The organism is Trinickia symbiotica (assembly GCF_003028655.1).
GTDB classification, from domain to species: Bacteria; Pseudomonadota; Gammaproteobacteria; order Burkholderiales; family Burkholderiaceae; genus Trinickia; species Trinickia symbiotica_A.
Genome location: NZ_PYUC01000010.1, coordinates 65,987 through 91,881, shown reverse-complemented (window position 1 = coordinate 91,881; position 25,895 = coordinate 65,987). Strand labels below are relative to the sequence as shown.

General features: G+C 61.7%; 24 protein-coding genes. 6 read left to right on the top strand and 18 right to left on the bottom strand.

What is annotated here, in order from left to right:
• Positions 1-54: 54 nt before the first annotated feature.
• The 5 genes from C9I57_RS20265 to C9I57_RS20245 all read right to left on the bottom strand — a co-directional run bounded on the left by C9I57_RS20265 (position 55) and on the right by C9I57_RS20245 (position 6,284).
• Positions 55-1,047 (bottom strand): NAD(P)H-dependent flavin oxidoreductase, encoded by a 993-nt coding sequence (locus C9I57_RS20265; protein ID WP_107152424.1) that lies wholly within the window; start codon positions 1,045-1,047, stop codon positions 55-57.
• 105 nt (positions 1,048-1,152) lie between these two features.
• Positions 1,153-1,890, bottom strand: coding sequence for an enoyl-CoA hydratase (locus C9I57_RS20260; RefSeq protein WP_107152423.1), 738 nt, complete (start codon positions 1,888-1,890; stop codon positions 1,153-1,155).
• Positions 1,891-1,909: 19 nt separating this feature from the next.
• Entirely contained in the window at positions 1,910-3,070 is a 1,161-nt protein-coding gene (locus C9I57_RS20255; protein ID WP_107152422.1) for an acyl-CoA dehydrogenase family protein, read from the bottom strand.
• A gap of 60 nt (positions 3,071-3,130) precedes the next feature.
• Positions 3,131-4,342: an acyl-CoA dehydrogenase family protein gene (locus C9I57_RS20250; RefSeq protein WP_107152421.1), complete on the bottom strand. Its 1,212-nt coding sequence runs from the start codon at positions 4,340-4,342 to the stop codon at positions 3,131-3,133.
• A 43-nt stretch (positions 4,343-4,385) separates the two neighbouring features.
• Positions 4,386-6,284 carry an AMP-binding protein gene (locus tag C9I57_RS20245; RefSeq protein WP_107152420.1) on the bottom strand — a complete coding sequence of 633 codons (1,899 nt, stop codon included), beginning with the start codon at positions 6,282-6,284 and terminating at the stop codon, positions 4,386-4,388.
• A 360-nt stretch (positions 6,285-6,644) separates the two neighbouring features.
• Here C9I57_RS20245 and bktB point away from each other — a divergent pair, with 360 nt between their 5' ends.
• Complete coding sequence (gene bktB / locus C9I57_RS20240) at positions 6,645-7,826, top strand: beta-ketothiolase BktB (protein ID WP_107152419.1); 1,182 nt, start codon at positions 6,645-6,647, stop codon at positions 7,824-7,826.
• Positions 7,827-7,910: 84 nt separating this feature from the next.
• Here the strand turns inward: bktB and C9I57_RS20235 are convergent, their stop codons facing one another.
• Positions 7,911-8,888 (bottom strand): NAD(P)H-dependent flavin oxidoreductase, encoded by a 978-nt coding sequence (locus C9I57_RS20235; RefSeq protein WP_107152418.1) that lies wholly within the window; start codon positions 8,886-8,888, stop codon positions 7,911-7,913.
• Between the two features lie 180 nt (positions 8,889-9,068).
• On the opposite strand from C9I57_RS20235, the gene folE reads away from it, so the two are divergent.
• Positions 9,069-9,704, top strand: coding sequence for a GTP cyclohydrolase I FolE (folE, locus tag C9I57_RS20230; protein ID WP_107152417.1), 636 nt, complete (start codon positions 9,069-9,071; stop codon positions 9,702-9,704).
• A gap of 70 nt (positions 9,705-9,774) precedes the next feature.
• Here the strand turns inward: folE and C9I57_RS20225 are convergent, their stop codons facing one another.
• The 5 genes from C9I57_RS20225 to C9I57_RS20205 form a co-directional block, all read right to left on the bottom strand.
• Positions 9,775-10,335: a nuclear transport factor 2 family protein gene (locus C9I57_RS20225; protein WP_107152416.1), complete on the bottom strand. Its 561-nt coding sequence runs from the start codon at positions 10,333-10,335 to the stop codon at positions 9,775-9,777.
• Positions 10,336-10,346: 11 nt separating this feature from the next.
• The gene (locus tag C9I57_RS20220; RefSeq protein WP_107152415.1) at positions 10,347-10,661 is read right to left on the bottom strand and encodes a hypothetical protein; all 315 of its coding nucleotides are present in this window, start codon (positions 10,659-10,661) and stop codon (positions 10,347-10,349) included.
• Positions 10,658-10,855 (bottom strand): hypothetical protein, encoded by a 198-nt coding sequence (locus C9I57_RS20215; protein WP_107152414.1) that lies wholly within the window; start codon positions 10,853-10,855, stop codon positions 10,658-10,660. Before C9I57_RS20215 ends, C9I57_RS20220 begins: the two co-directional genes overlap by 4 nt.
• A 290-nt stretch (positions 10,856-11,145) precedes the next feature.
• Positions 11,146-11,934: an SDR family NAD(P)-dependent oxidoreductase gene (locus tag C9I57_RS20210; protein WP_107152413.1), complete on the bottom strand. Its 789-nt coding sequence runs from the start codon at positions 11,932-11,934 to the stop codon at positions 11,146-11,148.
• Between the two features lie 147 nt (positions 11,935-12,081).
• Positions 12,082-12,981 (bottom strand): LysR family transcriptional regulator, encoded by a 900-nt coding sequence (locus tag C9I57_RS20205; protein ID WP_107152412.1) that lies wholly within the window; start codon positions 12,979-12,981, stop codon positions 12,082-12,084.
• A 455-nt stretch (positions 12,982-13,436) separates the two neighbouring features.
• On the opposite strand from C9I57_RS20205, the gene C9I57_RS20195 reads away from it, so the two are divergent.
• From C9I57_RS20195 to C9I57_RS20185, 3 genes are read left to right on the top strand one after another with little or no spacing between them, the layout of a single operon-like run.
• On the top strand, positions 13,437-13,865 hold the full coding sequence (locus C9I57_RS20195; protein ID WP_107152411.1) for a carboxymuconolactone decarboxylase family protein: 429 nt from the start codon (positions 13,437-13,439) through the stop codon (positions 13,863-13,865).
• Between the two features lie 37 nt (positions 13,866-13,902).
• Positions 13,903-14,886: a phytanoyl-CoA dioxygenase family protein gene (locus tag C9I57_RS20190; protein ID WP_107152410.1), complete on the top strand. Its 984-nt coding sequence runs from the start codon at positions 13,903-13,905 to the stop codon at positions 14,884-14,886.
• A 38-nt stretch (positions 14,887-14,924) separates the two neighbouring features.
• Positions 14,925-15,800, top strand: coding sequence for an alpha/beta fold hydrolase (locus C9I57_RS20185; protein ID WP_258187742.1), 876 nt, complete (start codon positions 14,925-14,927; stop codon positions 15,798-15,800).
• Positions 15,801-15,880: 80 nt separating this feature from the next.
• Here the strand turns inward: C9I57_RS20185 and C9I57_RS20180 are convergent, their stop codons facing one another.
• The 5 genes from C9I57_RS20180 to C9I57_RS20160 form a co-directional block, all read right to left on the bottom strand.
• Complete coding sequence (locus tag C9I57_RS20180) at positions 15,881-16,753, bottom strand: enoyl-CoA hydratase/isomerase family protein (RefSeq protein ID WP_107152408.1); 873 nt, start codon at positions 16,751-16,753, stop codon at positions 15,881-15,883.
• 236 nt (positions 16,754-16,989) lie between these two features.
• The gene (locus C9I57_RS20175; RefSeq protein ID WP_107152407.1) at positions 16,990-18,012 is read right to left on the bottom strand and encodes an ABC transporter ATP-binding protein; all 1,023 of its coding nucleotides are present in this window, start codon (positions 18,010-18,012) and stop codon (positions 16,990-16,992) included.
• Complete coding sequence (locus C9I57_RS20170; RefSeq protein ID WP_107152406.1) at positions 18,000-19,712, bottom strand: ABC transporter permease; 1,713 nt, start codon at positions 19,710-19,712, stop codon at positions 18,000-18,002. The genes C9I57_RS20175 and C9I57_RS20170 overlap by 13 nt, the downstream gene beginning before the upstream one ends.
• Positions 19,709-20,713, bottom strand: coding sequence for an ABC transporter substrate-binding protein (locus tag C9I57_RS20165; RefSeq protein ID WP_258187741.1), 1,005 nt, complete (start codon positions 20,711-20,713; stop codon positions 19,709-19,711). Before C9I57_RS20165 ends, C9I57_RS20170 begins: the two co-directional genes overlap by 4 nt.
• Positions 20,714-20,982: 269 nt before the next feature.
• Complete coding sequence (locus tag C9I57_RS20160) at positions 20,983-22,161, bottom strand: M20 aminoacylase family protein (RefSeq protein WP_107152404.1); 1,179 nt, start codon at positions 22,159-22,161, stop codon at positions 20,983-20,985.
• A 266-nt stretch (positions 22,162-22,427) separates the two neighbouring features.
• On the opposite strand from C9I57_RS20160, the gene C9I57_RS20150 reads away from it, so the two are divergent.
• Positions 22,428-22,895, top strand: coding sequence for an Lrp/AsnC family transcriptional regulator (locus C9I57_RS20150; protein WP_102607107.1), 468 nt, complete (start codon positions 22,428-22,430; stop codon positions 22,893-22,895).
• Between the two features lie 99 nt (positions 22,896-22,994).
• Here C9I57_RS20150 and C9I57_RS20145 read toward each other — a convergent pair whose 3' ends face one another.
• Together C9I57_RS20145 and C9I57_RS20140 are read right to left on the bottom strand one after the other, a co-directional pair.
• Positions 22,995-24,146: a branched-chain amino acid ABC transporter substrate-binding protein gene (locus C9I57_RS20145; RefSeq protein ID WP_258187740.1), complete on the bottom strand. Its 1,152-nt coding sequence runs from the start codon at positions 24,144-24,146 to the stop codon at positions 22,995-22,997.
• A 212-nt stretch (positions 24,147-24,358) separates the two neighbouring features.
• On the bottom strand, positions 24,359-25,597 hold the full coding sequence (locus C9I57_RS20140) for a diaminopropionate ammonia-lyase (RefSeq protein ID WP_107152403.1): 1,239 nt from the start codon (positions 25,595-25,597) through the stop codon (positions 24,359-24,361).
• Between the last annotated feature and the right edge of the window lie 298 nt (positions 25,598-25,895).

The following is a 25,895-nucleotide window of genomic DNA, read 5'->3' as shown; positions in this document are numbered from 1 at the left end:
GGGATGACGAGCCGCCCCGAGGTTGTGCGCATTGTTTTCACCCTTGTCGTCGCCCTACGTCACTAGCGCATTTAACCGGTTCATTGCGAGCGCGGCATCGTCGATGATCTCGTCGAAAATCGCCTCGACTCGTTTGATTGCATCGGCAAAGATCGCCGCATGGCCATAGTCGATCATGCCCTTGCGCGTATCGCCGGTCACGTAGGCCTCGTGCGCAAGTGCGCCCATGACGTGAGGACGGAACTGCTCGAACTCAGTCACCTGCGCACGATCCAGTTCCATGACCGCCTCTGCGCTCTCGTTGCGCAGCACGCGGTGGTGATCGCGAATCGCAGACTTGACGACGACGCTTTCGCTGCCGTCGCCCGCCACCACCTTCGCCTTCACGTCGCGATGAATCCACAGTTCATCGGCAACCATCATGCGCGTGCCCATGATCACGGCGTCCGCACCCATCGCCAGGACGCCCGCAAGTTGCCGCCCGGTGCCGATGCCGCCGCCGATCACAACGGGCAAGCCGATTTCCCGGGGCGCCTGCGCCGCCTGCACAATGCTGCCGATCTGGTAGATGCCGGGATGGCCGCCGCATTCATTGCCGACGACGATCACGCCATCGACACCCATCCGCACCGCCGTATGCGCATAGCGCACAGCGGGCACCTTGTGCAAAACCTTGATGCCCGCTTCCTTCAGCAGCGGCACGACCGCTTCGGGGCTTGCGCCGGCCGTCTCGACACAAGCAACCTTCTCGTCGATCAGGATGCGGATCTGCTCCTTGACTCGCTCCACACCGCCCGCTTGCCGCGATAGGTAGAGATTGACGCCGAAGTTCTCCCCACCGGTGAGTTCGCGGCAGGTCCGCAACTCGTTGCGGAATTCGTCGGCGTCGGGAAAACCGGCCCCCACAATGAATCCCATGCCGCCCGCATTGACGACGGCCGCGACGTACCGTGCGTCTGACACGCGCGGCCCGAGACCGCCGCAAAGGATCGGGTGACGGATGCCGAGCAGATCGGTGATCCGCGTCTTCAACAATTGTGGGCGCACCGTGCGTTTCCTTCGTGCAATTCAGTTGAATGAGACGGTGTGGCCGCCGCCCACTGCGCTGGTTTGTCCATTGCTGTAGCGCTTTGGCATGCGAGTCCCAGTCGGCTATTGCCCCGCTTGCCACGCCATGCCGCCGTTCTGCTTTCTTTCCGCCAACGCATCCTTCTCGATGCGCAACGCCTCGTGCAGCGACGTCAGCGCGCCTTGATCGATCACGCGCTTGACGGTAGCGACGAGATCCGGACGGCGGCTCGCGATCGTCCTCGCGAGGGCCCCAACACGCTCCATCAGCTGATCGTGCGCGACGACCTCGTTGACGAGGCCGATGCGCAATGCCGTGGCCGCGTCGAGCGGATCGCTCGTGAAGCTGATCTGCTTGGCCCACCTCGGCCCGACGATATACGGGAGCCTCGCGGTCATGCCGCCGCCGGCAAGCGCGCCGATTTTCGTATGCGTATCGGCGAAGCGCGCTCGCTCGGAAGCGATGATGAAATCGCATCCCATCGCAAGCTCGAGTCCCCCAGTGACGGCAGCGCCATTGACTGCCGCGATGGCGGGCTTCGAAAGGCGCGGCCACATGTCGATCATTTCCGCTACGCGCGCCCGCGGCGCATCGGGCGCGGAAAAATCATTCAAGTCGAGTCCCGCGCAAAATGCCGGATCGGCGCCCGTCACGATCAGCACCCGCAGGCTCTCGTCGGCTTCGAAGTCGCGCAACGCATCGACGAGCGCGTCGGTCAGCGCAAGGTTCAGTGCGTTTCGCGCATCGGGCCGGTTCAGGGTAAGCGTGAGAACGGCGCCCTCACGTTGCAGGCCGAGCCAATCCGTTTGTTTTACGGTCATGACGACACCTCATGCATGTTCAAGCTGCCGCAGCCAACGCCTCGTCCTGAATGCGGCATGCGTAGCGATTCAGGTGATGTTCCATGTTGCCGAACAACACATCGAGCACCAGATGCCGGCGATAATGATGGCCGACCTTGTATTCGTTGGTGATGCCGTAGCCGCCGTGCAGTTGAATACCCTGCTGCGTGACGAACTTCGCGCTGCGCGTGGCCTGCGCCTTGCAGCCCGAAATCTCCACGCTGCGGTGTGCGCCGTCTTCGCTGAGCGCGAGCAACGCGCGGTGCAAGGTCGCCCGCGCCTGCATCGCATCGATCGCCATGTCGGCCATGCGGTGCTGCAGCGCCTGGAAACTTCCGATGGCGACGCCGAATTGCTTTCGCGTCTTGAGGTATTCCGCGGCGAGCTCGATCACGTCTTCGATGTCGCCGACGAGCTCGGCGCAGATTGCGACGATCGCTTCGTCCATGGCAGCCTGCAGCCCATCGAACGCATTCCCTGCTTCGCCAAGCACGTCCGCTTCGGCAACGATGACTCCATCGAGTTGTACGTCGGCGGACGGCGTGCCGTCGAGCAACGCGCAGGTCTTGAGCGATACGCCCGCCTGCTTCGGATCGACACGGAACACGCCGATACCGCCTTTCTCGTCGGCCGCGCCCGCTGTGCGCGCGACGACGAGCAACACGTCCGCAACGGGCGCACCCACGACGAGCGTCTTATATCCATCCAGACGCCACGTGTTGTCCACGGTTCGCTTCGCCGTGGTGCTCACGTAGTGCACCTGTCCGCGCGCCTCTCGCTCGCTGTGGGCGACGGCATAGATGATTTCGCCTGTCACGATCTCGCCGAGCCATGTCTCGCGCTGCCCTTCGCGGCCATTGCGGGCAACGAGCGACGCCGGAAACACGCCGCACATCACATAAGGCTCCAGCACGAGTGCGCGGCCGAACTGCTCCGCCACGATCGCGCTTTCGACGGGCGAAAAACCCATGCCGCCCATGTTTTCCGGAACGGCAATACCGAGCCAGCCCATCTCGCCGAACGCGCGCCATGTCTCGCGCGAAAAGCCGCCCCCTTGCGACGCCAGTTTGCTGCGATGCTCGAACGTATAGCTCTTTTGCAATAAGCGCTGCGCGCTTTCCTGCAACATGCGCTGTTCGTCGCTCAACTCAAAGTCCATGCTGCATCCTCTCTAGTAAACGCCGGGCCGCCCCAAGTTTTCTGCCCCGTCGGCACGGCGTCACAGGCCAAACATCGCCTTGGCGATGATGTTCCGCTGGATTTCGGCCGTCCCCCCATAGATCGTGCAGGCGCGGCGATAGAAGACCTCCGCCGCCAGCCCCGGCGCGTACTCAGGTCCAGGGAACGAAGCGCCGCGCAGTTCACGCTCTTCGTTCGGATCGGCATAGAACACGGCGCCATAGTCTCCGATCACCTCGAGCAGCATCTCCGTGAGCTTCTGATGGAGTTCCGATCCGCGCACTTTGAGCATCGACCCGATCGCCATGCCGCCGCTGCGCTCGTCGATTCCCTGGTGCAGAATCTTTTGCACGGCCATGTCGATTGCGCGGACCTCCAGTTCATGCTGCGCAAGCCGCGCGGCAAACGTCGGATCCGCGATGAGCGGCTTGCCGGCCGCGCGTTCACGCGACGCGTAGTGCCGGATCTTGCGCAGATAGCGCTTGAGCGCGGGCGCTTCGGCGCCGAGGAACGCGCGCTCGTTGAAAAGCAGAAACTTCGTGTATCCCCAGCCCTTGTTCACCTCGCCGATGAGGTTCTCTGCCGGCACGCGCACGTTGTCGTAAAAGACTTCGGCGAGATGGTGGCAGCCATCCAGTGTGCCGATGGGCCGCACGGTGACGCCCGGCGAGGACATGTCGAGCAACAAGAAGGAGATGCCCTTTTGCGGCTTCGCCTCAGTATCGGTGCGGACCAGCACGAAGTTCCATTGGCCGTAGCTGCCGAAGCTCGTCCAGATCTTCTGTCCATTGACGATGTAGTGGTCTCCCTCGCGCGCCGCCGTCGTCCGCAGCGATGCGAGATCGGAACCCGATCCCGGTTCCGAAAAGCCCTGTACCCAGAACACTTCGCCGCGCTGAATAGGCGGCAGAAAGCGCCGCTTCTGCTCTTCGTTGCCGAACTCGCAGATCACCGGCCCGACGAGCGAGACGCCGGCCTGATTCTGCGCGGGCGCGCCTGCCAGATAGCACTCCTCTTCAAAGATGTAGCGCTGCATGGCGGTCCAGCCCGTGCCGCCGTCGGCAATGGGCCAATGCGGCACCGACCACCCGCGCGTCTCGTGCAGGATGCGGGTCCAGCGCTGCGAATCGTCGTCGCCGGCGAGGAAACCTTGCTGCCCGCGAAACGCCAGGTCCGCCGGCAAATGTTCCTTGAGGAACGCCCGCACTTCTTCACGGAATTCGATGTCCGCCGGGTCTACGCGAAAATCCATTGTTTTTAGCGTCCAGTGTTTCGGTACGTTGAACTCACTCCGTCTAAGCTGCGCCCGAAGTGGGATTGCCGACCAGCGTGCGCGGCGTGGGCGGCACGCGATACAGCTCCTCCACGACGCTGCGCCGCCGGTCGAGCACGTTGCGCTGGCTGATCGCGCTCTTCGCGCTCAGCTCGCCGTTGTCGATCGTGGGCTGCTCGGTTTCAAGCACGATGCGCACAATGCGCGCCGAGCTGCCGCCCGGACGCGCGGAAAGCTTGTCGACGCCCTGCTGGAAGAACGCACGCACACCCCGGCTATTGACGACTTGCTCGGCGCCCGCCGCCGGGTCATGAAGGTCGTCGCAAAGGGCGCGACACGCCTGGATGTCGGGGAAGACGAGCGCGGTCAGACAGTCCCGGTCGTGCCCCGCAATGACGATGTCTCGCGCGTAGGCGCCGAATACGTCGAGCGCATGCAGGCGCAATTCCGCTACATTGACCCACGTTCCCGTGGACAGCTTGAAGTTCTCGGCAATGCGTCCGTCGAAGCGCAGTCCGAGTTCGAGGCGCTGCGGGTCGATGAATTTGCCCGCGTCGCCGGAGCAGAAATAGCCTTCTTCGTCGAAGGACGCCGCGGTGCGCTCGGGATCTTTCCAGTAGCCTGGCGTGACGCAATCCCCGAAATAGCGGATCTCCCACTTCGCGCCGACCGGCACCACCTTCACCTTCGTGCCGGGCACGGGCAATCCCGCGATCGCCTCGCGGCGCGGGTCCCAGGCCGCCGACATCGGCGTTGGCCCCGCCTCCGTACAGCCGAGCCCCGACATGATCAACACGCGCTGCCCGATGGTACGCACCGCGAGCTCGTCGAACTCCGCCCAGATGTATCCGGGCAGGCTCGCGCCACCGTAGTAGATCAACGCAAGCTTGCTGAAAAACTTCTCGCGCAACACCTTGTCCGCTTTGAGATGCGGAATGAGCGAGGTCAGCCCCTGAGGCGTGTTGAGGTAGATAACCGGCGCGATTTCACGCAACGCCTGCACGGTCGGGCCAATCGCCTCCGGCGCCGGCTTGCCCGGGTCCATGTAGTAGGTCCCGCCGCCATAGAGCACCATGCCGAAGTTGTGCGTGCCGCCGAACGTGTGATGCCAAGGCAGCCAGTCCACCAGATCCGGCGGCCCATCCTGAAGGAACGCGAACACCTGCGCGACCTGCTGTCGATTGCTGCACAGCATCCGCTGCGAATAGATGACGCCCTTTGGCGCGCCTGTCGTCCCCGAGGTAAACATGATTTTGCCGATTGTGTCGGGACCGACCGCGCTGAACGCCGTGTCGACCTCGACCGTGACCGGCGTTGTCAACCAGTCCGAGACGCGCGACGCATCGCGTCCCTCGGGCAGCGAGCCGGCGACGACACACTCGACGTCTCCGAACACCTCACGCAATGCGCGACCGTACTGCACACCGCACTCGGCGAATACAAGACCCGGCTTGCACACGGCAGCAAGATGCCTGAGCTTCACGAAATCTTCAGAGAGCAGCGAATAGGCGGGCGTCACCGGGACATAGGGAACGCCGACGTGTAGCGCCGCAAGCGCAAACAATGCGTGCTCGAAGCTTCGATCCGAAAGAATCATCAGCGGACGTGAGGCGGACAGCCCTCGATCTAGCAGCGCCTGACCGAGCGCGCGCGCGCCGTCCAATGCCTGCCTGTAGGTGAGGTATTCCCAAGACTTGCCGTCGCGCGTGCGCCTCGCGAGCAGTCCGCGATCGGGCGCAACGTTCGCCCAATGTTCGAGCCGCTCCGTCAAACGCGTCGGATACGGTTGGAGCGGTTCCTTGAGTTCATACACCACGCTTCCGTCCGGACGCCGTTCGACGAGCGCTTCCATGCTGCCGAGGCGAATCGGGCGGAACGGTACATCCATCAGCGCATCGTGCGAAGCGGAACCAGCATCCATCTGGATCATCCTGTTGTTATCCGGTTAGACAGGGCCTGCGAGCCATTGCAACGCTACCGCGCATCCATCGGTCTCCACGGCCCAGTCCGCAACGAAACCAATAATTGAACGTTGATCACTTATACGAATTTAGCATAGCGCGAAATCGAACGCCCGTCTATCAGGCGTCACCCACATTGGACTGTCGACAAATCACACGCGGAGCGAGCCTGCCGTGCGCAACGTGTGCGTCGTCGTGACGATCCGGCGCCGGCGCGAGAACGTGGACAGCAAGAAAAAAATGGACTATTTTATGAACGTCGTTCGTATTTATAAACTCTGCTCAGATGAGTAGCCATCTGCCGAGTCCTAGGAGCCGTCATGCAAGATGAAGTTGTAGTCACCGCTGCCGTTCGCACGGCCATTGGAGATTTTGGGGGGGCGCTCGCGAGCGTTCCGCCCACGCAGTTGGGCGCCACTGTCGTGCGTGCGTTGCTCGACCGCACCAGTCTGCAGGGCAGCGAAGTCGGTCATGTTGTGTTCGGCAATGTGATCCATACCGAGCCTCGTGACATGTATCTGTCGCGCGTTGCAGCGCTCGAAGGCGGCGTCAGCGCCGACGCGCCGGCGCTGACGCTCAATCGTCTGTGCGGCTCGGGCCTACAGGCGATCATCTCCGCTGCGCAAGCCATCGCGCTCGGCGACACGGAAGTCGCCATCGGCGGCGGCGCGGAAAACATGTCGCGTGCAGCATACGTCGCGACTAGCGCACGATGGGGTTCGCGCATGGGCGATATTCGCCTGATCGATATGATGGTCGGTGCGCTCACTGATCCGTTCAGTGATTGCCACATGGGCGTGACCGCCGAGAACGTCGCAAAAAAGTGGGGCATTTCACGCGACGATCAGGACAGACTCGCTGTGGAATCGCATCGGCGCGCCGCGGATGCAATCCGTGACGGCCGTTTTCAGGAACAGATCGTGCCGGTCACGCTGCGTACGAAAAAAGGCGAGAGCGTCTTCGACACGGATGAGCACGTGCGGGCCGGCACGACGATCGAGGATCTGGCCAAGCTGCGTCCGGCATTCCAGAAAGATGGCACGGTGACGGCCGGCAATGCTTCCGGTCTCAATGACGGTGCCGCGGCAGTCCTCCTGATGACACGACGCAGTGCGGAGCAACGCGGCATTCGCCCGCTTGCGCGCCTAGTCTCTTATGCTCAAGCTGGCGTCGACCCGCAATACATGGGAATCGGCCCAGTGCCCGCAGCGCGCAAAGCCCTGCTGCGCGCAGGCCTGAGCGTGGCGGACATCGACGTCATCGAGGCGAATGAAGCATTCGCTGCCCAGGCTTGCGCGGTAGCGAAAGAACTCGAATTCGACAGCGCCAAGGTCAACCCGAACGGCTCGGGGATTTCGCTCGGGCATCCGATCGGCGCAACAGGCGCGGCGATCACAGTGAAAGCCATCCACGAATTGCAACGATGCGGTGGGCGCTATGCATTGGTGACAATGTGCATCGGCGGAGGCCAAGGCATCGCGGCTGTCTTCGAGCGCATTTAGCTCTTGCCGGCGGGAATTTGTCCGCCCCTTGCAGTGCGGCGCGGCAGCGGTATTCAATCGCCGGCGCCGCGTGAGCCTGCTTGCTCAACCCTCATCGGCGAGCGCAGCGAGCCGGCCCTGAATGAGTGCACGGGCCTGCGCAACCATTCGGTTCACGAGTTCCGCGCAGGTCGGGATATCGTCGATCAGGCCGATCGCAAGACCGGCCGGGAACGTACCGTCATCCGTGTCGCCCGTCTCATACATCCGCTTGCCGCGCTCTCCGCTCACGAGCGGCTTCAGATCGGCGAACGTCGCACCTTCCTTCTGTTCCAGTTCCAACACCTGCTCCGCGACCGAATTCCTGAAAATGCGCGACGTGTTCTTCAGTGTGCGAAAGATCAGCGCGGTATTGAGCTCGTCATGCTCCACGAGCTTACGCTTGACATTCTCGTGTATCGGCGCTTCTTGCGTGGCCATGAATCGCGTACCCATGTTGACGCCATCGGCGCCGAGCGCGAGCGCCGCGACCATGCCGCGCGCATCGGCAATACCGCCCGAAGCAAGCATTGGAATGCGCAGTTTCGCAGCGGCAGCTGGCAACAAGATGAGATTGGGCACGTCGTCTTCGCCCGGATGGCCGGCGCATTCGAAGCCGTCCACGCTTACGGCATCGCAGCCCAATGACTCCGCTTTGAGTGCGTGCCGCACCGATGTGCATTTGTGGATGACCTTGACTCCCCTGGCCTTGAACGTCGGCATATAGGGTTCCGGATTGCGCCCCGCCGTCTCGACGATATTGACGCCGCTCTCGACGATGGCTTGCACGTACTCGTCATAGGGCACCGGCTTGATCGTCGGCAGAATGGTCAGGTTCACGGCGAAGGGTTGATCCGTCATCGACCGCACCCGTTCGATCTCGATGCGCAGCGCCTCCGGCGTGGGCTGCGTGAGCGCTGTGATGGTGCCGAGCGCCCCCGCGTTCGAAACTGCAGCAGCCAGTTCCGCGCGTCCCACCCACATCATGCCGCCTTGCACAATGGGATATCGAATTCCAAGCAACTCTGTAATGCGTGTTTTCATCTGCGCTCCTCTGATGTATGCCGACCTCGCTCTGCGCCGCCGTCGGGCAACAGCAAATCATCGTTTGTATTTACGAACACCGTGCAATTATATACACTTAGTTCGAGTTGCCGACGTCGGTTTGCAGCACACGCACGCCGGCACGCGGCACGCACCAGGCATGAACGATCAGGAGTGTGGATGAACAAGCGGGACAACGATTTAGCCCCGGAGGAAGCGTCGGCCCGTCCAACCCGGATGGATGCGGAAGAAGCCGTGCGAACGCTGATCCGGTGGGCCGGCGACGACCCCGACAGAGAAGGCCTGATACAAACGCCCGCGCGCGTCGTCCGTGCGTATCGCGAGTTCTTCTCGGGGTACCAGTCGGACCCAATGCAGATTCTCGCCACGACCTTTTCAGAGGTGGACGGCTACGACGAGATGGTGGTGCTCAAGGACATCCGCTTCGAAAGCTACTGCGAACACCACATGGTGCCCATCATCGGGCGCGCACATGTTGCCTATTTGCCCGAACATCGCGTAGTCGGCATTTCAAAACTCGCCCGCCTCGTCGATGTCTATGCGAAACGGTTGCAGATCCAGGAGAAGATGACGGTTCAAATTGCTGACGCGTTGAATACCGTTCTGCAGCCCAAGGGCGTCGCCGTGATCCTCGAAGCCGCGCATCAGTGCATGAGCACGCGAGGCGTGCATAAGCCCGGCGCATCGCTCGTGACGAGCCGAATGCTGGGCGCGTTTCGCGATGATCCGTCCACGCGGCGAGAGTTTCTTGCTATCGTCGGCAACGGCACCATCATGCCTTTGCCAAATAGCTGAAGGCCGGCGTCGGCTCCGCCGACATCGGCCTTCATGGCATGGCAACACCAGTACCCGTTCGAACGCCGCGCTACGAATGCGCAAGGCCCGAAACTTGGCTGCGCTCACGCGTCGTCAGAGGCCGCTCATAAGAGACGTCCTCGCGATTGCGCGCACTGATACCGTTGCTCATCAGAACTTCACGCCAGGCAGCAGGCACGTCACTGGGCGTCAGGTCGTTGATCGCTTCCGAAATGCACACGCGAGCCGCGATAGCCCATACCCCCTCGCGTTTTTCGAAGCGGTCGATATAACGCCCGACCGCCAGCGTATTCGGTTTGACGCGATTGTCGCCGAAGAAGAGCCAATAGGTTTCCGCGTGGGCCGTGTCGCCGTGCAACTCGACGCTATGATTGAACACCATGTGATGGTGAGACAGTTGATGCTCGGCGTGGTACGCGAACGCCCAATCGACGAATTCCTCGGCGTTCCCCACGAACGCGCCGTGATCGTCGATCGCGTCGGGATGGTATGCCGACAACGTCAACTCGCGGTCCATGCGATCGATCCCGCGGCAATACCGATGCACGCATTCGAGTATGGCCTGTTTGTCCAGCAGCGCTTGAATGCGTGGGTTCAACGCTTCGCTCATGGCTTCCGCCGTTAGATAGTCATGGCGAAAAAGAAGATCACCGCGCCGATCACCGCGCCGACGAAACAGTACCCCTCGCCTGCCGACAGATCGGTTTCCTGCGCGCGTGCATGGCTCGCAATCGCACATCCGACGATACCGGCGAGCGCCGCGGCGCCCAGGACGGCAATCGTCATCACAATGTCGAAGATCGCAGAGCGACCCAGTTCTTCGATGCGGACGTCACTGAGCAACTGCCACACCGCAACCGCGGAGATCGACAGCAGAACGAGCGGTAGCCATACCCGCCGGGCTTCGCGGGCGCTCTCTTGCGTCAGCGCTTTCATCGCGGCTCTCCTTCGTGCTGCGTCAGCTCGAAGATATTGAGTGCCATGGCCCCCAGCACGCGGGCCACCCATTTCGATCGCTTTACGCGAGCCGGCCGGCCCGTTGAGGGGGGACCCTTGTCGACGGGCTGGCGACCATAGTGAAACGTGTAGTCCGCGAGAGGACCGCGCAAATCGCTGTCGAGAAAGAACATCGCATGTCTCCAATCAGGCCTTTGCCTTGCGGGCGCCTGTGTGGCGCCTCTTGATGGACATCCTAGGCGACGCAAAACCGTTATGCAACTACTCGTTCAATTAATCGCGTCGGTGTTTTCACTACCCGCAAGTGCGCGGTTTGAGGCGCGCGAACGCTCGCGTGACGCGCGCATGCGTCAGGCGTGCACGGACGTGCAACCGGCGAGCAGTCAGGCGAGAAGCCGTCCACAACCGGAAGCCGCAGTGCTGATGCGGCTCCGGTATGCGAAGGCGGAAGGCGTGGAGGCGATCAGGAAACCTGGAAGCCGCCGTCGACAGCCAGCAACTGGCCGGTGACATAGTCAGACGCGGGCGAAGCAAAGAAGAGCACCGCTTTCGCGATATCGGAAGCGACGCCAATGCGCCCGAGCGGCATGCGGCCGGGCTGAGTAATCGGCCCGCTCGCCTGGTGCACCTTGGTCGACGCGGCTGCGCCTTCTGTTGCCACGCCGCCGGGCAGGACCGCATTCACGCGAATCCCGTCCGCGGCGAATTCGAGCGCGGCAACCTTGGTCAGGTTGTTGACACCTGCCTTCGATGCGCCGTAGTCGCCGTTGTCAAAAATCACCGGCTGCAGCGAAGCCACCGAGGAAATGTTGACGATCGAGCCCCCGGACTTCGCCGCACGCATGCGCTTAATCCCTTCACGCATGCAAAGGAAAGTGCCACGCAGATTGACGCCGAGAACCTTGTCCCACTTCTCGGCTGACGTCTCGACGAAATGCGTCTTCGGGTAGATGCCAGCGTTGTTGACGAGGACGTCGAGACGCCCGAGCTTGGCCTGCACGGTTTCGAACATCGCGAGAACCGAACCTTCATCGCCGATATCGACCTGAACGGCAATCGCCTTACCCGATGCGCTTTCGATTTGGTTGACGGTCTGCCGCGCCGCTTCCTCGTTCAGATCGGCAGCCACCACCGCCGCGCCCGCCGACGCGAGCAGCAGCGCCGTCTCACGGCCGATGCCTGAGCCTGCCCCCGTTACGACGGCCACCTTCTGATCGAGACTGAATAGATTCGCCAGATTCAACGTGCTCACTGCTCCTCCTTTGGCTCGCCGCGCGAGCGGGTTTATTTTATGAACGCCATTCGTAAAAATAAACGCCCCGCCCTGGAGTGTCAAGGACGAGGCGAACAACGGAAGGAGCAGCGCGAAGGGGCCGGATGCGCAACGCCGCAGCGCGTGCTATGCCGCATCCGGCGATGCGATTTCCCGCATGATCTCGAGCATCGATCGGTGATAGGGCTTATGAGGGCGATCTGCCCAAACCAACGACACTTCGGTTTCGCAAGATCCAGGCACATCCTCGATGTCGACGAACGAGACGCCCTCAACGGGCAAGTGGCGGCCCGAATCGAGCATGAGCCCAATGCCTAGCTCATTCGCGACGAGATTGAGCATCGTGTAAGGGTGCCGGGCTTGCTGAGTGAGCCGAGGAGAGAGATTGGCCTCGCGGCGCGCCGCTTCGAACGCTGCAAACACGGGCTGGGACATCTGCTGCGGGAACATGATAAGGGGATATTGCGCAAGATCGACGATACCGATCGAGCGTTGTGTCGCTACCGGCCATGCCGCAGGCACTGCCGCCACCACACGCAAACGCTCGATCACGACGCTTTCCAGTCCCGAGACATCCGCCAAACTCGTGACCACCACGCCCAAATCGATACTGCCATTCTTGACGCTCGCGACCGTCAAGGCGCTGCCGCGCTCGATCAACCGGACGTCCACGCCAGGCCATTGCTTGCGCAAGGCTTGAATGGCGAGCGGCATGATGCGCATTGCACACATGGGCACGAACGCGATGCTTAAGCTCGCCAGCTCGTCGGCCGCTTGCCTGACACGCCGCTCGGCCAATTCCGCTTGTGCAATGAGCGGCTTCGCTTCTGTCAGCAGCGCGGCGCCAGCAGGCGTGAGCGACACGCCGCGTGGCGTGCGTTCGAGGAGCTTGATGCCAAGCTGCTCCTCGAGGCGCATGATCGATTGGCTGAGCGGCGGCTGCGCCATGCCGAGCCGCGCGGCCGCGCGCCCAAAGTGCTGGGTCTCGGCGACTGCAACAAAGTGTCTCAGGTGACGCAATTCCATGGCGTGATATGACTTCGATATCGAGTGCCGCCAGCATATCGCCATCCCCTGCTGTGGCTCACCAAGGGCGAACCCTGATCACAATTTGAGTGAACGCGCCGAAGCGCACGTTGGGGTGAAGCCATGCCCAGCCCGTCCGCAAGTCTGCCCGCAAGTCTGCCCGCAGGTCTGTCCGCGGGTCTGTCCGCGCTTGACTGCGTACAGCATTCGCAATAGATTTAGTTGAATAACGTTCCGAATTCCGAATGCAAGACTGACCTGATATCGGTACATGCCCGCGCCACGGGGAGCGTGGCTGACCACACGGCTTTGCCGGATCAGCAAGCCATTGAGGGATTTCACGCGGTAGCGGTAGACGAACATCATGCCAACGATGCTAACCCGGGAATGCCGCCTTTCGGCGGCGCTCCTTTCCTCCTCGGACTGAAGTCCGAGGTTTCTCGGAGCCAAATCTGATGAAAACCCTCGAAGAAAAGCACGCCTATGGCCTGAAGGTATTCGGCGAAATCATGGGCGAAGAAAAGGCAGCCGGCTTGCGCGCCGCAAGCGAGTCCAGCGGTTTTGGTGCTGACATTTCACGACTTGCCATCAACTATGCGTTCGCGGATGTATGGGGCGACGACAAGCTCGAGCGCAAGCAGCGCAGTCTCGTCACGCTCGGCATCCTCATCGCCAGCCGCCAGACGCTCGAGCTCAAGAACCACGTCCGCATCGCGGTGCGCAACGGATTGAGCGCACGCGAGCTGGAAGGCGTGCTGATTCAGGCGCTCCCCTATGTCGGATTCCCGGCAATCGCCTCGGCCACCACGGCCGTTCTCGAGACGCTGAGGGAGCTCGGTATCGACACCACCACCCGAACTTCGGAAGAACGCGGCCTGCTGTAAAGCGGCATTCGCTCGCACATCTCCCGAGGAGAACACCGTGGAAACCACTATCGTGGATATCGTGCCGACGATGCGCGAGCTCAACGTATCGAACGATTTGCTCGGCAATCAGGCCGCGCTGCAAGCGCGATGGGACGAAGACGGTTATTTGTTTTTTCGCGACGTACTGGACCACGGGCCGCTGGAACGGATGCGCGGCCTGCTCGTCGATCACCTGGACCGTCATGGATTTGCGCGCCGGCAAGATCGTGACGTGCGATGGACCGGTAAGGAACGCGAAAACTTCAGCTTCTTTCCCGTCAAGGAAATGAACGAGCAGCGCGCTGCGCGCATCGTGATGGAAGATCCCGCTGTTCGCGCGTTCTTTCGACGCCTCTTCGGCGTACCGCTCTATTGGGTGCCGTTTACGGAATATCGCACTTCGCCTCCCGCCATCGACAAAAGCCGCACGCGCTTTGACTTCATTCACGCAGACGCAATCTACAGTGACCGGCTTGACTTCATCATCTGCTGGATTCCGCTCAGTGATATCGACGCGCAGGTGGGCGGGCTGGCCGTCGCCGAGGGCTTGCACAACCTTCCCTCTCTGCACACGAAGGACGGCGACAAGATCAACCCGATCCAGCTATCGCAAGTGCCGCGAGACGCATGGCGACGCACGAACTACCGCTTGGGCGACGTCCTCCTGATGAGCCGATATACGCCGCACTCGGGTCTGAGCAATCACTCGGATCGCTTCCGGCTTTCGCTCGATACGCGCATTCTGCCGCACGGCGGCACGTTCCCGTTTGCGCCGCGCTTGCCCTACGTCGGCACCCTGACGTCGATCACGCCGAACGGGATCGTCTTGCGCGATGGACAAGGCGAGCACGTCTTGCGGTTGGATGAAATGAGTTATCTGCGCGGCTTACAGGGGAACCGAGTGCGCGGCGAACAGATCCTCGAAATCTATCAGCCGGGCTGCGAGGTCATCGTTGCGTATGACGGCGACGTCGTTCAGACGATGCGGCCGCAGCATTGACTCTTTCGCCGGCGCATGTGAATAGGAATAGCTGACCCATGCTGGCTCCAGCAATGAAAGGCTGCAATGAAGGCAAGCGCCCCTCGTGGTTCGACTGGGCGTTAAACCAACCGCGCCGCTCACACTTCACCGAAGCAAGCGGCGCCGCCGTGCACTATGTCTCCTGGAACGCGGGTGATACAAGCAAGCCCCCGCTGCTGTTCGCGCACGGCTTTCTGGGCCATACGCACTGGTGGGACTTCATTGCACCGTTCTTCACGGAACGATTTCGCGTCTTCGCTCTGGATTTCAGCGGCATGGGCGACAGCGGCTACAGGCAGGAATATGGCGCTGGCATTTTCGTGCGCGACCTCGCTACTGTCGTGGACGCAATCGGCTCGGGACCTTGCGTCGCGGTCGGTCACAGCTTCGGTGGATCGCGTCTGCTCCACGCTTGCGCGACTGCGCCCGATCGCTTTTCGCATGCTATCGTGCTCGATTCGTTTTTCATGTTGCGCGGCGATACGCTGCCCGCCGCGGAAAGGCGGCCGCCACCGCGACCTTATCGTGACTGGCGCACAGCGGTCAGTCGGTTCCGCCTCGTACCCGAACAGGATTGCGAGCCGTGGCTCCTCGACCATCTCTCGCAGACATCGCTTCGTCAAACAACCGACGGCTGGGTATGGCGCTTCGACCCAAAGCTCCGGGCCCTGCAGCCAGTTGAAGGCGAGGAAGAATTGCTGCATGACATCGCGGTTCCGCTCAGCTACGTCCATGCGGAGTGCAGCAGTGTGGTCAGCGCAGATCGCGCACGCCGCATCGTTGCCGCGATACCCGGCGCGAAAGGGCCCATCACGATGCCGCACGCAGGCCATCACATGATGCTTGACCAGCCGCTCGCGCTAGTCAGTCTTCTAAGAGCATTGCTGGCGTGAATCGCGATATGCGTGCCATCCTAATCGTGCCGGCGGGAACACGCGCATAAGGACTGACCGAGCATTCGACGCACTGGAGTTTATCGAGCGACGTCGCTTTGAGATTTAAAGAAGCGATCTCGTTGCCTCGACACCTCATCGGACACAATCAGACGGTCGTAGATGGCGCGCGCGGCGGCGAGGCCTGCCTCGAAGTCAGCCGACTCGGCGGCAGCAGCGATCGCATTGAGACACTCGTTCGCCATTGCCTCGCTGGACGCGAGGCGTGCGCGTGCCTCGGCGACAATTGCAATGGGATCGCGATCCGGCAACGGCAGTCTGCGAATCAGCGGCAACGATCGGGTTCCGATTTTCTCTCGAGCCAGTTCGATCGCAAGTCGCAACACCTGCTGATCGTCGCCCTCTTCGATCTGGTCAAACAACGCGGTGCCGGAGAACGTTTTTGCGGGCACGATTTGCGCACCCAGAATAACTTCGATCGACTTTTCGAGGCCGAGCACCCGTGGCAGACGCTGAGTGCCGGACAAAGGGATCACCCCGAGCTTGCGTTCGGGCAGACCGATCCGCGCGCTGTCCGCCACGAGCCGATAGTGGCACACGAGCGCGGTTTCGAGACCTCCGCCAATGGCAAACCCATGGATTGCGGCAACAACCGGCTTATCACTCGCCTCGATCACCGGGTGGACATGCAACGAGAGCGCCGGCTCTGCCGTTGCGGCTTGCGTGCCGAATTCGCGAATGTCCCCACCTGCGGAAAAGCCGGGCCCACTGCCGTTGAGCACGATCGCGGCAACCCTCGAGTCGCGCCGCGCCTCTTCGAACGCAGCGATGAGGCCACGGCGGACATCGAGGCCCAGACCGTTGACCGGCGGATGACTCATCGTGACGACGGCCACCGCATCTTCTAGACGATAGTCAACATCTCCAAAACGCCGCGGTTGCGATTTCGTCATTGATCGTCCGCTATCTGTTTAACAATAGTGACGAAGCTCGCCTAACGGTTGTCCCCGCAGCCAATCTCGCCGATTGTCACCAACGTCATTCAATAAATAGAACGACGATCGTAAAAATGTACTTCGGCAGCGAGTAAGCGTCAACCATCGAATCCGAATGGTGCATCGGCGTTGGCATGCCGCCTCGTCCCGCCCGAGACCTCGATTGCGCGCGAAGGACAAACGCGGCCTGAGCCTCAACCTCGCTCAAGGCCCCAGGCTTGACTGATCCGAGCCGTCACGCGCTGCCCGATCGCCACATGGCAGTTGTGATAAGTTAACAGCTGCTGATGGTCTGGTAACGCGATCAGCACCTCGTAACGCTCGCCGCGGAACACACAGTCCCGCACTTCGCCTACCACCCCGCTCTCATCCAACTGAACGTGTTGCGGGCGAACGAGTACCGGCACGCGTTGCCCCTCTGCGCAGCCGAGTGCGTTCATCAACAGCTGCCCATCGATAGGCCCGAGCGGTTGTCCGACTACCTCGAGCACGCTCCCGTTCCCGATGAACCGCGCGAGCCACTCGGTACGCGGACGTTGATAGAGTTCCTCAGGCGTCGCCCATTGGACCAGACGCCCCCGGTGCATCACTGCAACGCGATCCGCGAGCGCCATCGCTTCAGCCTGGTCATGGGTGACATAGACGAAAGTGGCACCGGTGCGCCGGTGGAACTCCCGAAAAGCCTGCTCCATCGACGCGCGCAGATGACGATCAAGGTTGGCAAGCGGCTCGTCGAGCAGCACGACTCTCGCTTCGCTCGCGAGACAGCGCGCCAACGCCACGCGCTGGCGCTGGCCGCCCGAGAGGGCTTGCGGTGCGGCATCGGCGTATTCGGCGAGGTGCACCGATTCGAGCGCCTCGCGCACGCGCCGCTCATATTCCGCTGCGCGCACGCCGCGTAGTTTCAACGCGTAACCGACGTTTTGCGCGACGCTCATATGCGGCCAGAGCGCGTAGGACTGAAAGACCATCCCCATCCGCCGATGCTCCGGCGGAACGTGTGTGTCGGGGCTCGATAACACCTGATTGCCGAGTACGATCTGCCCGGCATCGACGTTTTCGAAACCGGCGAGCATGCGTAGCGTCGTCGTCTTGCCGCAGCCGCTCGGGCCGAGCAACGCAACGAAGGCGCCAGCCGGTATCGCCAAGTCCAACCCATCCACCGCCAATGCATCGGGATATCGCTTGCCCACGCCCCGTAATATCAGGTCCGCCACGGAATCACCCCTTTTGGCAGACGGTGCGAAAAGAGGCCGAGTAGTCCCATCAGCGTCCCGACCAACAAGACGATTGCTACGGCCACCGCGGCCGCAAGTGCGTTCTCGCCGCTTTCGTTCAGATTGAAAATCAGCACACCCAGCGTTTCGTTGCCGGCGCTCCATAGCAATGCCGAGACCGTCAATTCGCTGAACGCCATGAGAAACACCAGAACGGCTCCGGCAAGCGCCGACGGCGCCACGAGCGGCAACACAATATCGCCGAGACTTCGCCGGTGATTGGCGCCGGCAAGCCGCGCCGCCTCCTCGAGCGACAGGTCGAGCTGGGCGATGCTGGTTTGCACCGGCTTGAGCGCGACAACCATGAAGCGCGCCAAATAGGCGAGGAGAATGATGATCAGGCTGCCGTAAAGACTCATTTCGATGAACGGCAATGGACGGGCGAACAGCAAGATGCAGGCAATCGCCAGCACGACGCCCGGCACCGCGTAGGGGATCTCGATGGCTGCAGCGAGCCACGCGCCTAACCGCCCGGGACGGCGCACCAATCGCCATGCCACGGGCACGATCAACAAAGGCAACAGGACCGCGGCCGTAACGGCAAGCGTCGTACTGTTGCGCAGCGCACGCAAAGTCACGCCCTGCCGGCCAAGCATTTCGCCATAGGCCTGCAAGGTCAACGTATGAGCGTTGAGCGCGACACCCATTGCAGGCACCAGCGAGCTCGCGACCAGCGCCAACAGCGGGGCAAACAAGATCGCCGCAAGTATCAACGCCATCACCGCTTCGACGAGCCCGCGCGCCCGGCCCAGATGCAGCATGACGCGAGCGCTCTGGCCGGAAAGCCGATGCGCGGGGCGCGCCAGTAGTCGAGACTGCAACCCGATGCCAGCCAGGGCGACCGCGCCGATCAACATCGATAGCACCGCGACCTGGGGCAGCGTCGCGTTGCCGAAGCTCACCATCTTCTGATAGATCAGCGTAGGCAGCACGTAATAGCTGGCTGGGATGCCTAGCAGTGCAGGAATGCCGAAGTTGCCGAGCGCGGACACGAACACCAGCGCAGCAGCGGCAAGAAGACCAGGGCGCACCAGCGGGACGACGATGTCGCGCCACACGCTCACCCGGCTGGCGCCCGCCAGCAGCGCCGCCTCGATAAGGTCCCCGGGCAACGCCACCAGGCTCGCCCGCAACGACAGAAATACCATTGGCGCGTACTGGATTCCCAACAACAGCGCGATACCGCCGGGCGAATAGAGCGGCTGGGGACTGCCGAGAGGCGGTGCGAGACCCAGCGTCTTCAATAATGGACTGGACGGGCCCGTCAATTGAAGCCATGCGAGCGCCGTCACTTGCGGAGGAATCATCATCGGCAGGACGAAGCAAAAGGCAAAGACGCCCTTTGCGCGCAAGTCGGTCAGCGTCAGCGCGAACGCAATGAAACCGCCCAGCAGGAGTCCGACGATCGTACCCAAAGCGCACGTATAGACGCTGTGGCTCAGCGCCTGCCAGGTGGAGGGCTCGGTCAGCACATCCAACCCTGACGGATGGGTCGACCATTGCCGCGGGCTCAACGCTTCCCATACTAAACGCGCGGTTGGCGCGACGGTGAGCGCCGCCACGGCCAACACCGGTAGCAGGAACGCTCGATCACCCATTTGCGTGGAGCCCGCCGCGCGGGCCGCACGTGAGCGCGTCATTTAGCCGTCCCAAACAGGGCGTTGAAACGCGCCTTGTTGGTTTCGGCAGCCGCAAGCGCCCGGGCAGGATCGACCGGCAACGGTTTAATCTGGTCGCGACTCGGGAAACCGGGTGGAACCGGCAGCGAAGCGAGCGCGGGAATATAGCCCTGAGAAAGCACGAGCTTCTGACCGTCCTTGGACAGCAGGAAATCGACGAATGCCCGCGCCGCCTGAACATGTCGCGCCTGTTTGAGGATCGCGACCGGCTCGGTGACCACACTCACACCCTCTTTCGGGAATACGAACTCGATCGGGGCACCTTTTGCCTTTTCACGAATCGCCATGAAGTCAACCAGCATGCCGCAGATCTTCGCGCCGCTCGCAATCGCGCTGAGTACACCGCCATTACCGCCTTGCGCGCTCGCCCCGTTAGCTTTGAGCTTCTCGTAATACGCCCAGCCAAGCTGCGGATTTGCGCTCAGCGCAGCGAGATGAATCATCGCCGCGCCCGAATACAGGGGGCTGGGCAGCGTGACCTGGTTCTTCACCTCAGGCCGCGTCAAGTCGTTCCAGCTGGAAGGTTTGAATGGGCTGCCCGTGTTGTACGCGATGCCGGTCGTAATCAACTTCGTCCCGTAGTAGTAGCCCTCTTTGTCGTACAAAGTCGGGGCGTATTGTCCGCGCTCGTCGCTCAGATACGGTTGAAGCAGGCCCTTCTGCTTGAGGGCTTGCATGGTGAGGCTATCGGCGATCAACAGGACATCGGGTTTCGTCACGCCCGCGGCAATCTCAGCCTCGAGGCGTGTCATCAACTGAGACGTGCCGTCTCGCACCCATTCCACCCGTACTTCCGGATGGACTTTTCTAAAGGCGTCCACCGTTGTTTGCGCATCGGCGGTCGGTTGGCTGGTATAGAGCACGAGCGCATCGTCGGCTGCCTGCGCATAGCCTGCGCCGAACGGGGACACGAGCCATCCAAGCATGATGGCTGTAAAAAAACTTCTCGTATGTGCGCTCAAGGTTGCAGTCGGACGTGTCATTAGTCGCAAACAGGGCATGGCTGGCAAAATCCAGCAAGCTGCACGATTTGTGTGACGGGCCGATGAACTGCGTGTGAGCTACGACGCCAAAGTGGCCGCGACCGCGGCATGAACGCTGCCGTCGGAGATTGACGTCGCCAGACGTTCGACCACTTCCAAGCTCCCGCCGAATTGCGCTTCGTTCGAGAAATCGTGCGCGCCGGGCATTGCCAGCGTAGCCGGCGCAGTCCTATTGCGCCCGGTTAGCATCAGTCAGTCGTCAGGCAGGCGCTCGCGAGCGCCAGGCGCGCAACTTCCGCAAAATAACGGGCGCCCAGCGGGAGTATGTCGTCGTTGAAGTCGTATGCCGCGTTGTGCAACGGCACGCCACCCTTTTCGCGGACATCGCCGTTACCGATAAAAATGAAGTTGCCCGGAACGGCCTGAAGGAATGCGCCGAAGTCCTCCGAGATCATCATCGGCTGAACGTTAGCATCGACACCTTGTGCACCGGCGACTTTCGTCGCCGCGGCCACGGCGAGATCGACGTATTCGGGTGAATTCACTGTCGGCGCGAATTCGTGCGTGTATTCGAAGTCGCATTCGACTCCATGCATCCGGCAGATGCCCTCACTGACCTCGCGCATGCGCGTGGCGAGCAGCTTCTGCACTTCCGGCGAATAGCTGCGCGTGTCGCCCTTGATGGTCACATTCGATGGAATCACGTTACGCAGACCGTCTGTGATGATCTCCGTGCACGAGATCACCGCCGGCAGGCTCGGATCAAGGTTACGCGAAATGATCGTCTGCAGACCGAGCACGATCTGCGAGGCGATCACGATCGGATCGACTCCCATATGCGGACGCGCCGCGTGCGTGCCTCTCGCCTTGATATGGATGACGAAGTTGTCTTCGCTCGCCATGATGCCGCCCGGCCGCGTCGAAAACGATCCTGCGGGCATGCCCGGCATGTTGTGTGCGCCGAAGATCGCATCGACGGGGAAACGCTCGAACAGGCCGTCTGCCATCATGGCCTTCGCGCCGCGTCCGTGCTCCTCCGCCGGCTGGAAGATAAACCGCACGGTACCGTTAAAGTCGCGCGCTTCCGAGAGCAAGCGCGCCGCTCCAAGCACCATCGCCATATGCCCGTCGTGCCCGCACGCGTGCATCTTTCCAGCCGTGCATGACGCATAGGCACGCCCGGGCGCATCCTCCGAAATGTTCAGCGCATCCATATCCGCTCGAAGGCCGATGGCGCGCGTCCCATCACCGACCTTGAGATTCGCCACGACACCTGTCCCGCCAATGCCCCGATGGACCTCCAAGCCAAAGCTCTCGAGAACCGTGGCGACGTAGTCGGATGTCGCGACTTCTTCGAACCCGGTCTCGGGGTTGCGGTGAAAGTGATGCCGCCAATGCTTCAACTTCGATTGCAGTGTGCTTTCCATGCTCGCGATATCCCTCAAAATCGACATAAAAGTCGCGCCTGCAACGGCTCGCCGCAGCTTCAGGAAAAACGGCGATCCCCCGCCGCACCGCCCCGTGGATGGCGGGAGGGTCCTGCAGGCAGTGCCTGCGGACGAATTCCTCCAGCCGCTGCAGCGTTCCATTGACGCGATGCCAAGGCGAAAATAATATTTCAAAACATGCTCAATTCGGATGCGTTCCGCCCCGCAGCTTTGCAATAAAATTTCAGCGCTTGCCCCCCATGACCATGCTAGACAACTACGATCTCAAGTTGCTGAGCGAGATCCAGCGCAACGCCGATACGCCCCAAAGCGAACTGGCGAGCCGCATCAATCTTTCGCCGGCGGCCGTCAACCGCCGGCTCCGCCGATTGGCTGACGAGGGAGTCATTGACCGCTACACGGCTATTCTGGCCCCGGAGAAGGTCGGCTATCCTCTAACGATCGTGAGCATGATCGAAGTCGAAAGCGAGCAAATCGACCTGCTCGACGCGATGAAACGCACTTTCGAGGCATGCCCGCAAATCCAGCAGTGCTACTACGTGGCTGGCGAGTGGGACTTCGTGCTGATTTTCTCCGTCCGCCATATGGAGGAATACAACGACCTCACGCGGCAGCTCTTCTTCGCCAACAACAACGTCAAGCGATTCAAGACGCTCGTCACGATGAGCCGCGTCAAGGCCGGACTTGACATACCGGTCGCGCCGTCAGCGTGAAGTCTCAGCAAGAAATGCGACGAACCAGCGACGATCGTGAGCCTCCGGCAAGCGCACACGATCCCCCCGTTCAACGATTCCGATGCTCGGGATCGAGCCTTACCTCACGACGCTCTGGTCGTGCCACTCGCCACCGCCATATCGGCGCACGGTGATGGCACCATTGCGAATATCGCCGTTCTCGTCGAATTGAATGACTCCAGTGACGCCCTCCATCCGGAGTTCACGAAGCTTGGGCAGATACACCTTTGGGTCAGTCGACTGAGCCAACTGCATTGCATTCGCGAGCGCCATCGTGGCATCGTAGGAATATGGCGCGTACAGCTGAACCGGCACCCCGAAACGCTGCTGGTAGCGCTTGAAAAACGCCTCCCCCTGCGGCATGCGTGCGCGCGGCACACCTGCCAGAGTGCAATACATGTCGTCATTCATCGACGCGCCTGCAAGCGCGATAAACTGCGGTGTGCAGGCCTCATCCCCGGCAATCAGCTTCGCGTTGATTCCCAGCTTGCGCGCCTGTTGAGCGAACGCAGCGGCCTGCGTGTCTCCCCCTGAGAACATGATGGCCGACGGCGCATGGTTCTTGATGGTGGTGAGCACGGCCATCCAGTTGGTGGTCTTGTCCGTCCCATATTCGCGATCCACGACCGTGCCGCCTGCCGCTTTGACGGCCTTTTCTACTTCATCGGCCAAGCCTTGGCCATAAGCAGTCCGATCGTCGACGATCGCTACCTTTGTCGCCTTCAGATCTTTCACAACGTAAGTGCCGATCACGTTGCCTTGCCGAACATCATTCGCCACCATCCGAAACACGTTCCGATAGCCCTGCTGAGTCAGCTTCGGATTTGTCGCGGACTCGGAAATCATTGGAATACCGGCATCGGCATAGATTTTTGAAGCGGGAATCGACGTCCCCGAGTTCGCGTGACCTATCACGCCCGCCACACGATCGTCCACCAACTTCTGGCCCACGACCATGGCTGTTTTTGGATCGGCCGCATCGTCCTGCGAATCGAGCACGAACGTGACGGCCTGTCCACCGATTCTCAACCGTTTCGCGTTCAGATCCTCGATCGCGAGGCGTACGCCATTCTCATCATCCTTTCCGATGTGTGAGAGTTCACCGGTCAGTGGCGAGACCTGCCCAATTTTCACGGTGACGTCGGCCTGAGCCGATATCGTCTGGAGGGCCAGTGCGACGCCAAGCATCGCGGGGAAAACTTTTGAGATGTTCATGATCGGAACTCGCATGGTGAAGTACTCGCGTGGCAAATGAGCGGCCGTTGCTTCCGCTGCAGTCCGGCACGTGCGCGCCGGCTGGATCAATGCTACGGAATGGCCTCGATCGCCAATATTGGCTATCGGAGCCGAAAGGGAATTTGCACGCATTCGAGGCGGCCGAAACGAGGAATCCTTGCGTGTGAGCGAGATAGGAATACCGTCATCGCCATCGCGGCGATGGCTCAGAGTTGCCTGGCGGGGGCGTCGGCGCGCCACATCGTTTGGCGAGCGAGCACCGATTCGGCCGTCTCGCCGACCAGTTCCTCATAGGCCGCAGGCGCGGTGGCCCCCTCCGTATTAATCACGAGTACGCGAGAACGGTGATCGAGCCCGGCCTGGCTGGCCAATTCCGGCTGCCGCAGCAAGACGGCAAGTCCAGCCAGCCCCGCGACGCCCGACTCGCCGCCCACGACCGGTATATCGCCTTCGCTGCCCGATGCCAGTACACGCATCGCGTCGATCGCATCGATGTCGCGGATCGTCATGAACTCGTCGACAGCGGGTTGCAGAAACTTCCATGCGAGCGGCGACGTCTCGCCGCAGGCGAGACCCGCCATAACGGAATCCACCGAACCTGTTGCCCGGGAGGGCTGCCCGGCCAAGGCACTCTGATATAGGCAATCCGCCTGCTGCGGCTCGACCACGATGAACCGGGGACGATGTGCTCCATGGAACTCCCACATGTAGCTGATCAGTCCCGCGGCCAACCCGCCCACGCCACCCTGAAGGAAAACGTGCGTGAATGCAGGCGCATCGGGTCGACCGTTGCTCTGCGAGACGACCTCCGCGGCCACCGTGCCATAGCCTTGCATCACATCGCGTGGAATGTCCTCATAGCCGTCGTACGACGTATCCGAAACGACGTGCCAGCCGTTGACCGACGCGAGTCGCGCGGCCTCTTCGACTGACTCGTCATAGTTGCCGGCGATTCGGACGATCTCTGCACCGTACGCCGCAATCGCCGCTTCCCGCTCGACGCTCACGTTTGCATGCAGCACGATGACGCATCGGCAACCAATCGTCTGCGCAGCGGCCGCCAGTGCTTTACCGTGGTTACCGTCCGTCGCGCTGATAACCGTGAAGTGCGTCAGCAAATCCCGATAGCGCCCTTGGAACAACGCACGCGGATCCAGACCATGATCAGGCCACAACCGGATAATCAGACGTACCAACGCGATTGGTGCGCCCAACGCCTTGAAGCTGCCGAGAACGGAACGCATAGACTCGTCCTTGAGGCTCAGGCCGCCGATGCCAAGCTCGGCTGCCAGCCCGGGAAGCTCGCGCAGTGGCGTCGCGGGCGGCGATATCTTGTCCCAGCAAGACAGCCATGAGCGGCTCTGCTCCGCTTTCTCGATGCTCAGGATGCGCTTGAGTTCCTCGGGATACGGGGTGCGCGTGGCGCGGGGATTGGCGATCAGCATGGTCGTGGGATTCCAACGGAGATGTACGTGAGATAAGAGCCGGACAGGGATACCACCATCCGCCCACCGCACGGTGGTTGAGGACCACGCCAAGCGGCCAGTTCTCGCGGGGGTACGGCAGCGATGCAGATCGCGGTGCCGAGGCGAGCATCCCTGCTCCATGAAGGAAGCGTTCGGGCGAGTGCCCGAGCTCATCGAGGAGAATGTTATTTCAGACGGCCCGGTATCTGCGCGCAATCTCGGGGTTCGATATGCAATGTTCTTGCATTCTCATATCGGCCAGCTGAACGGGTTCTCC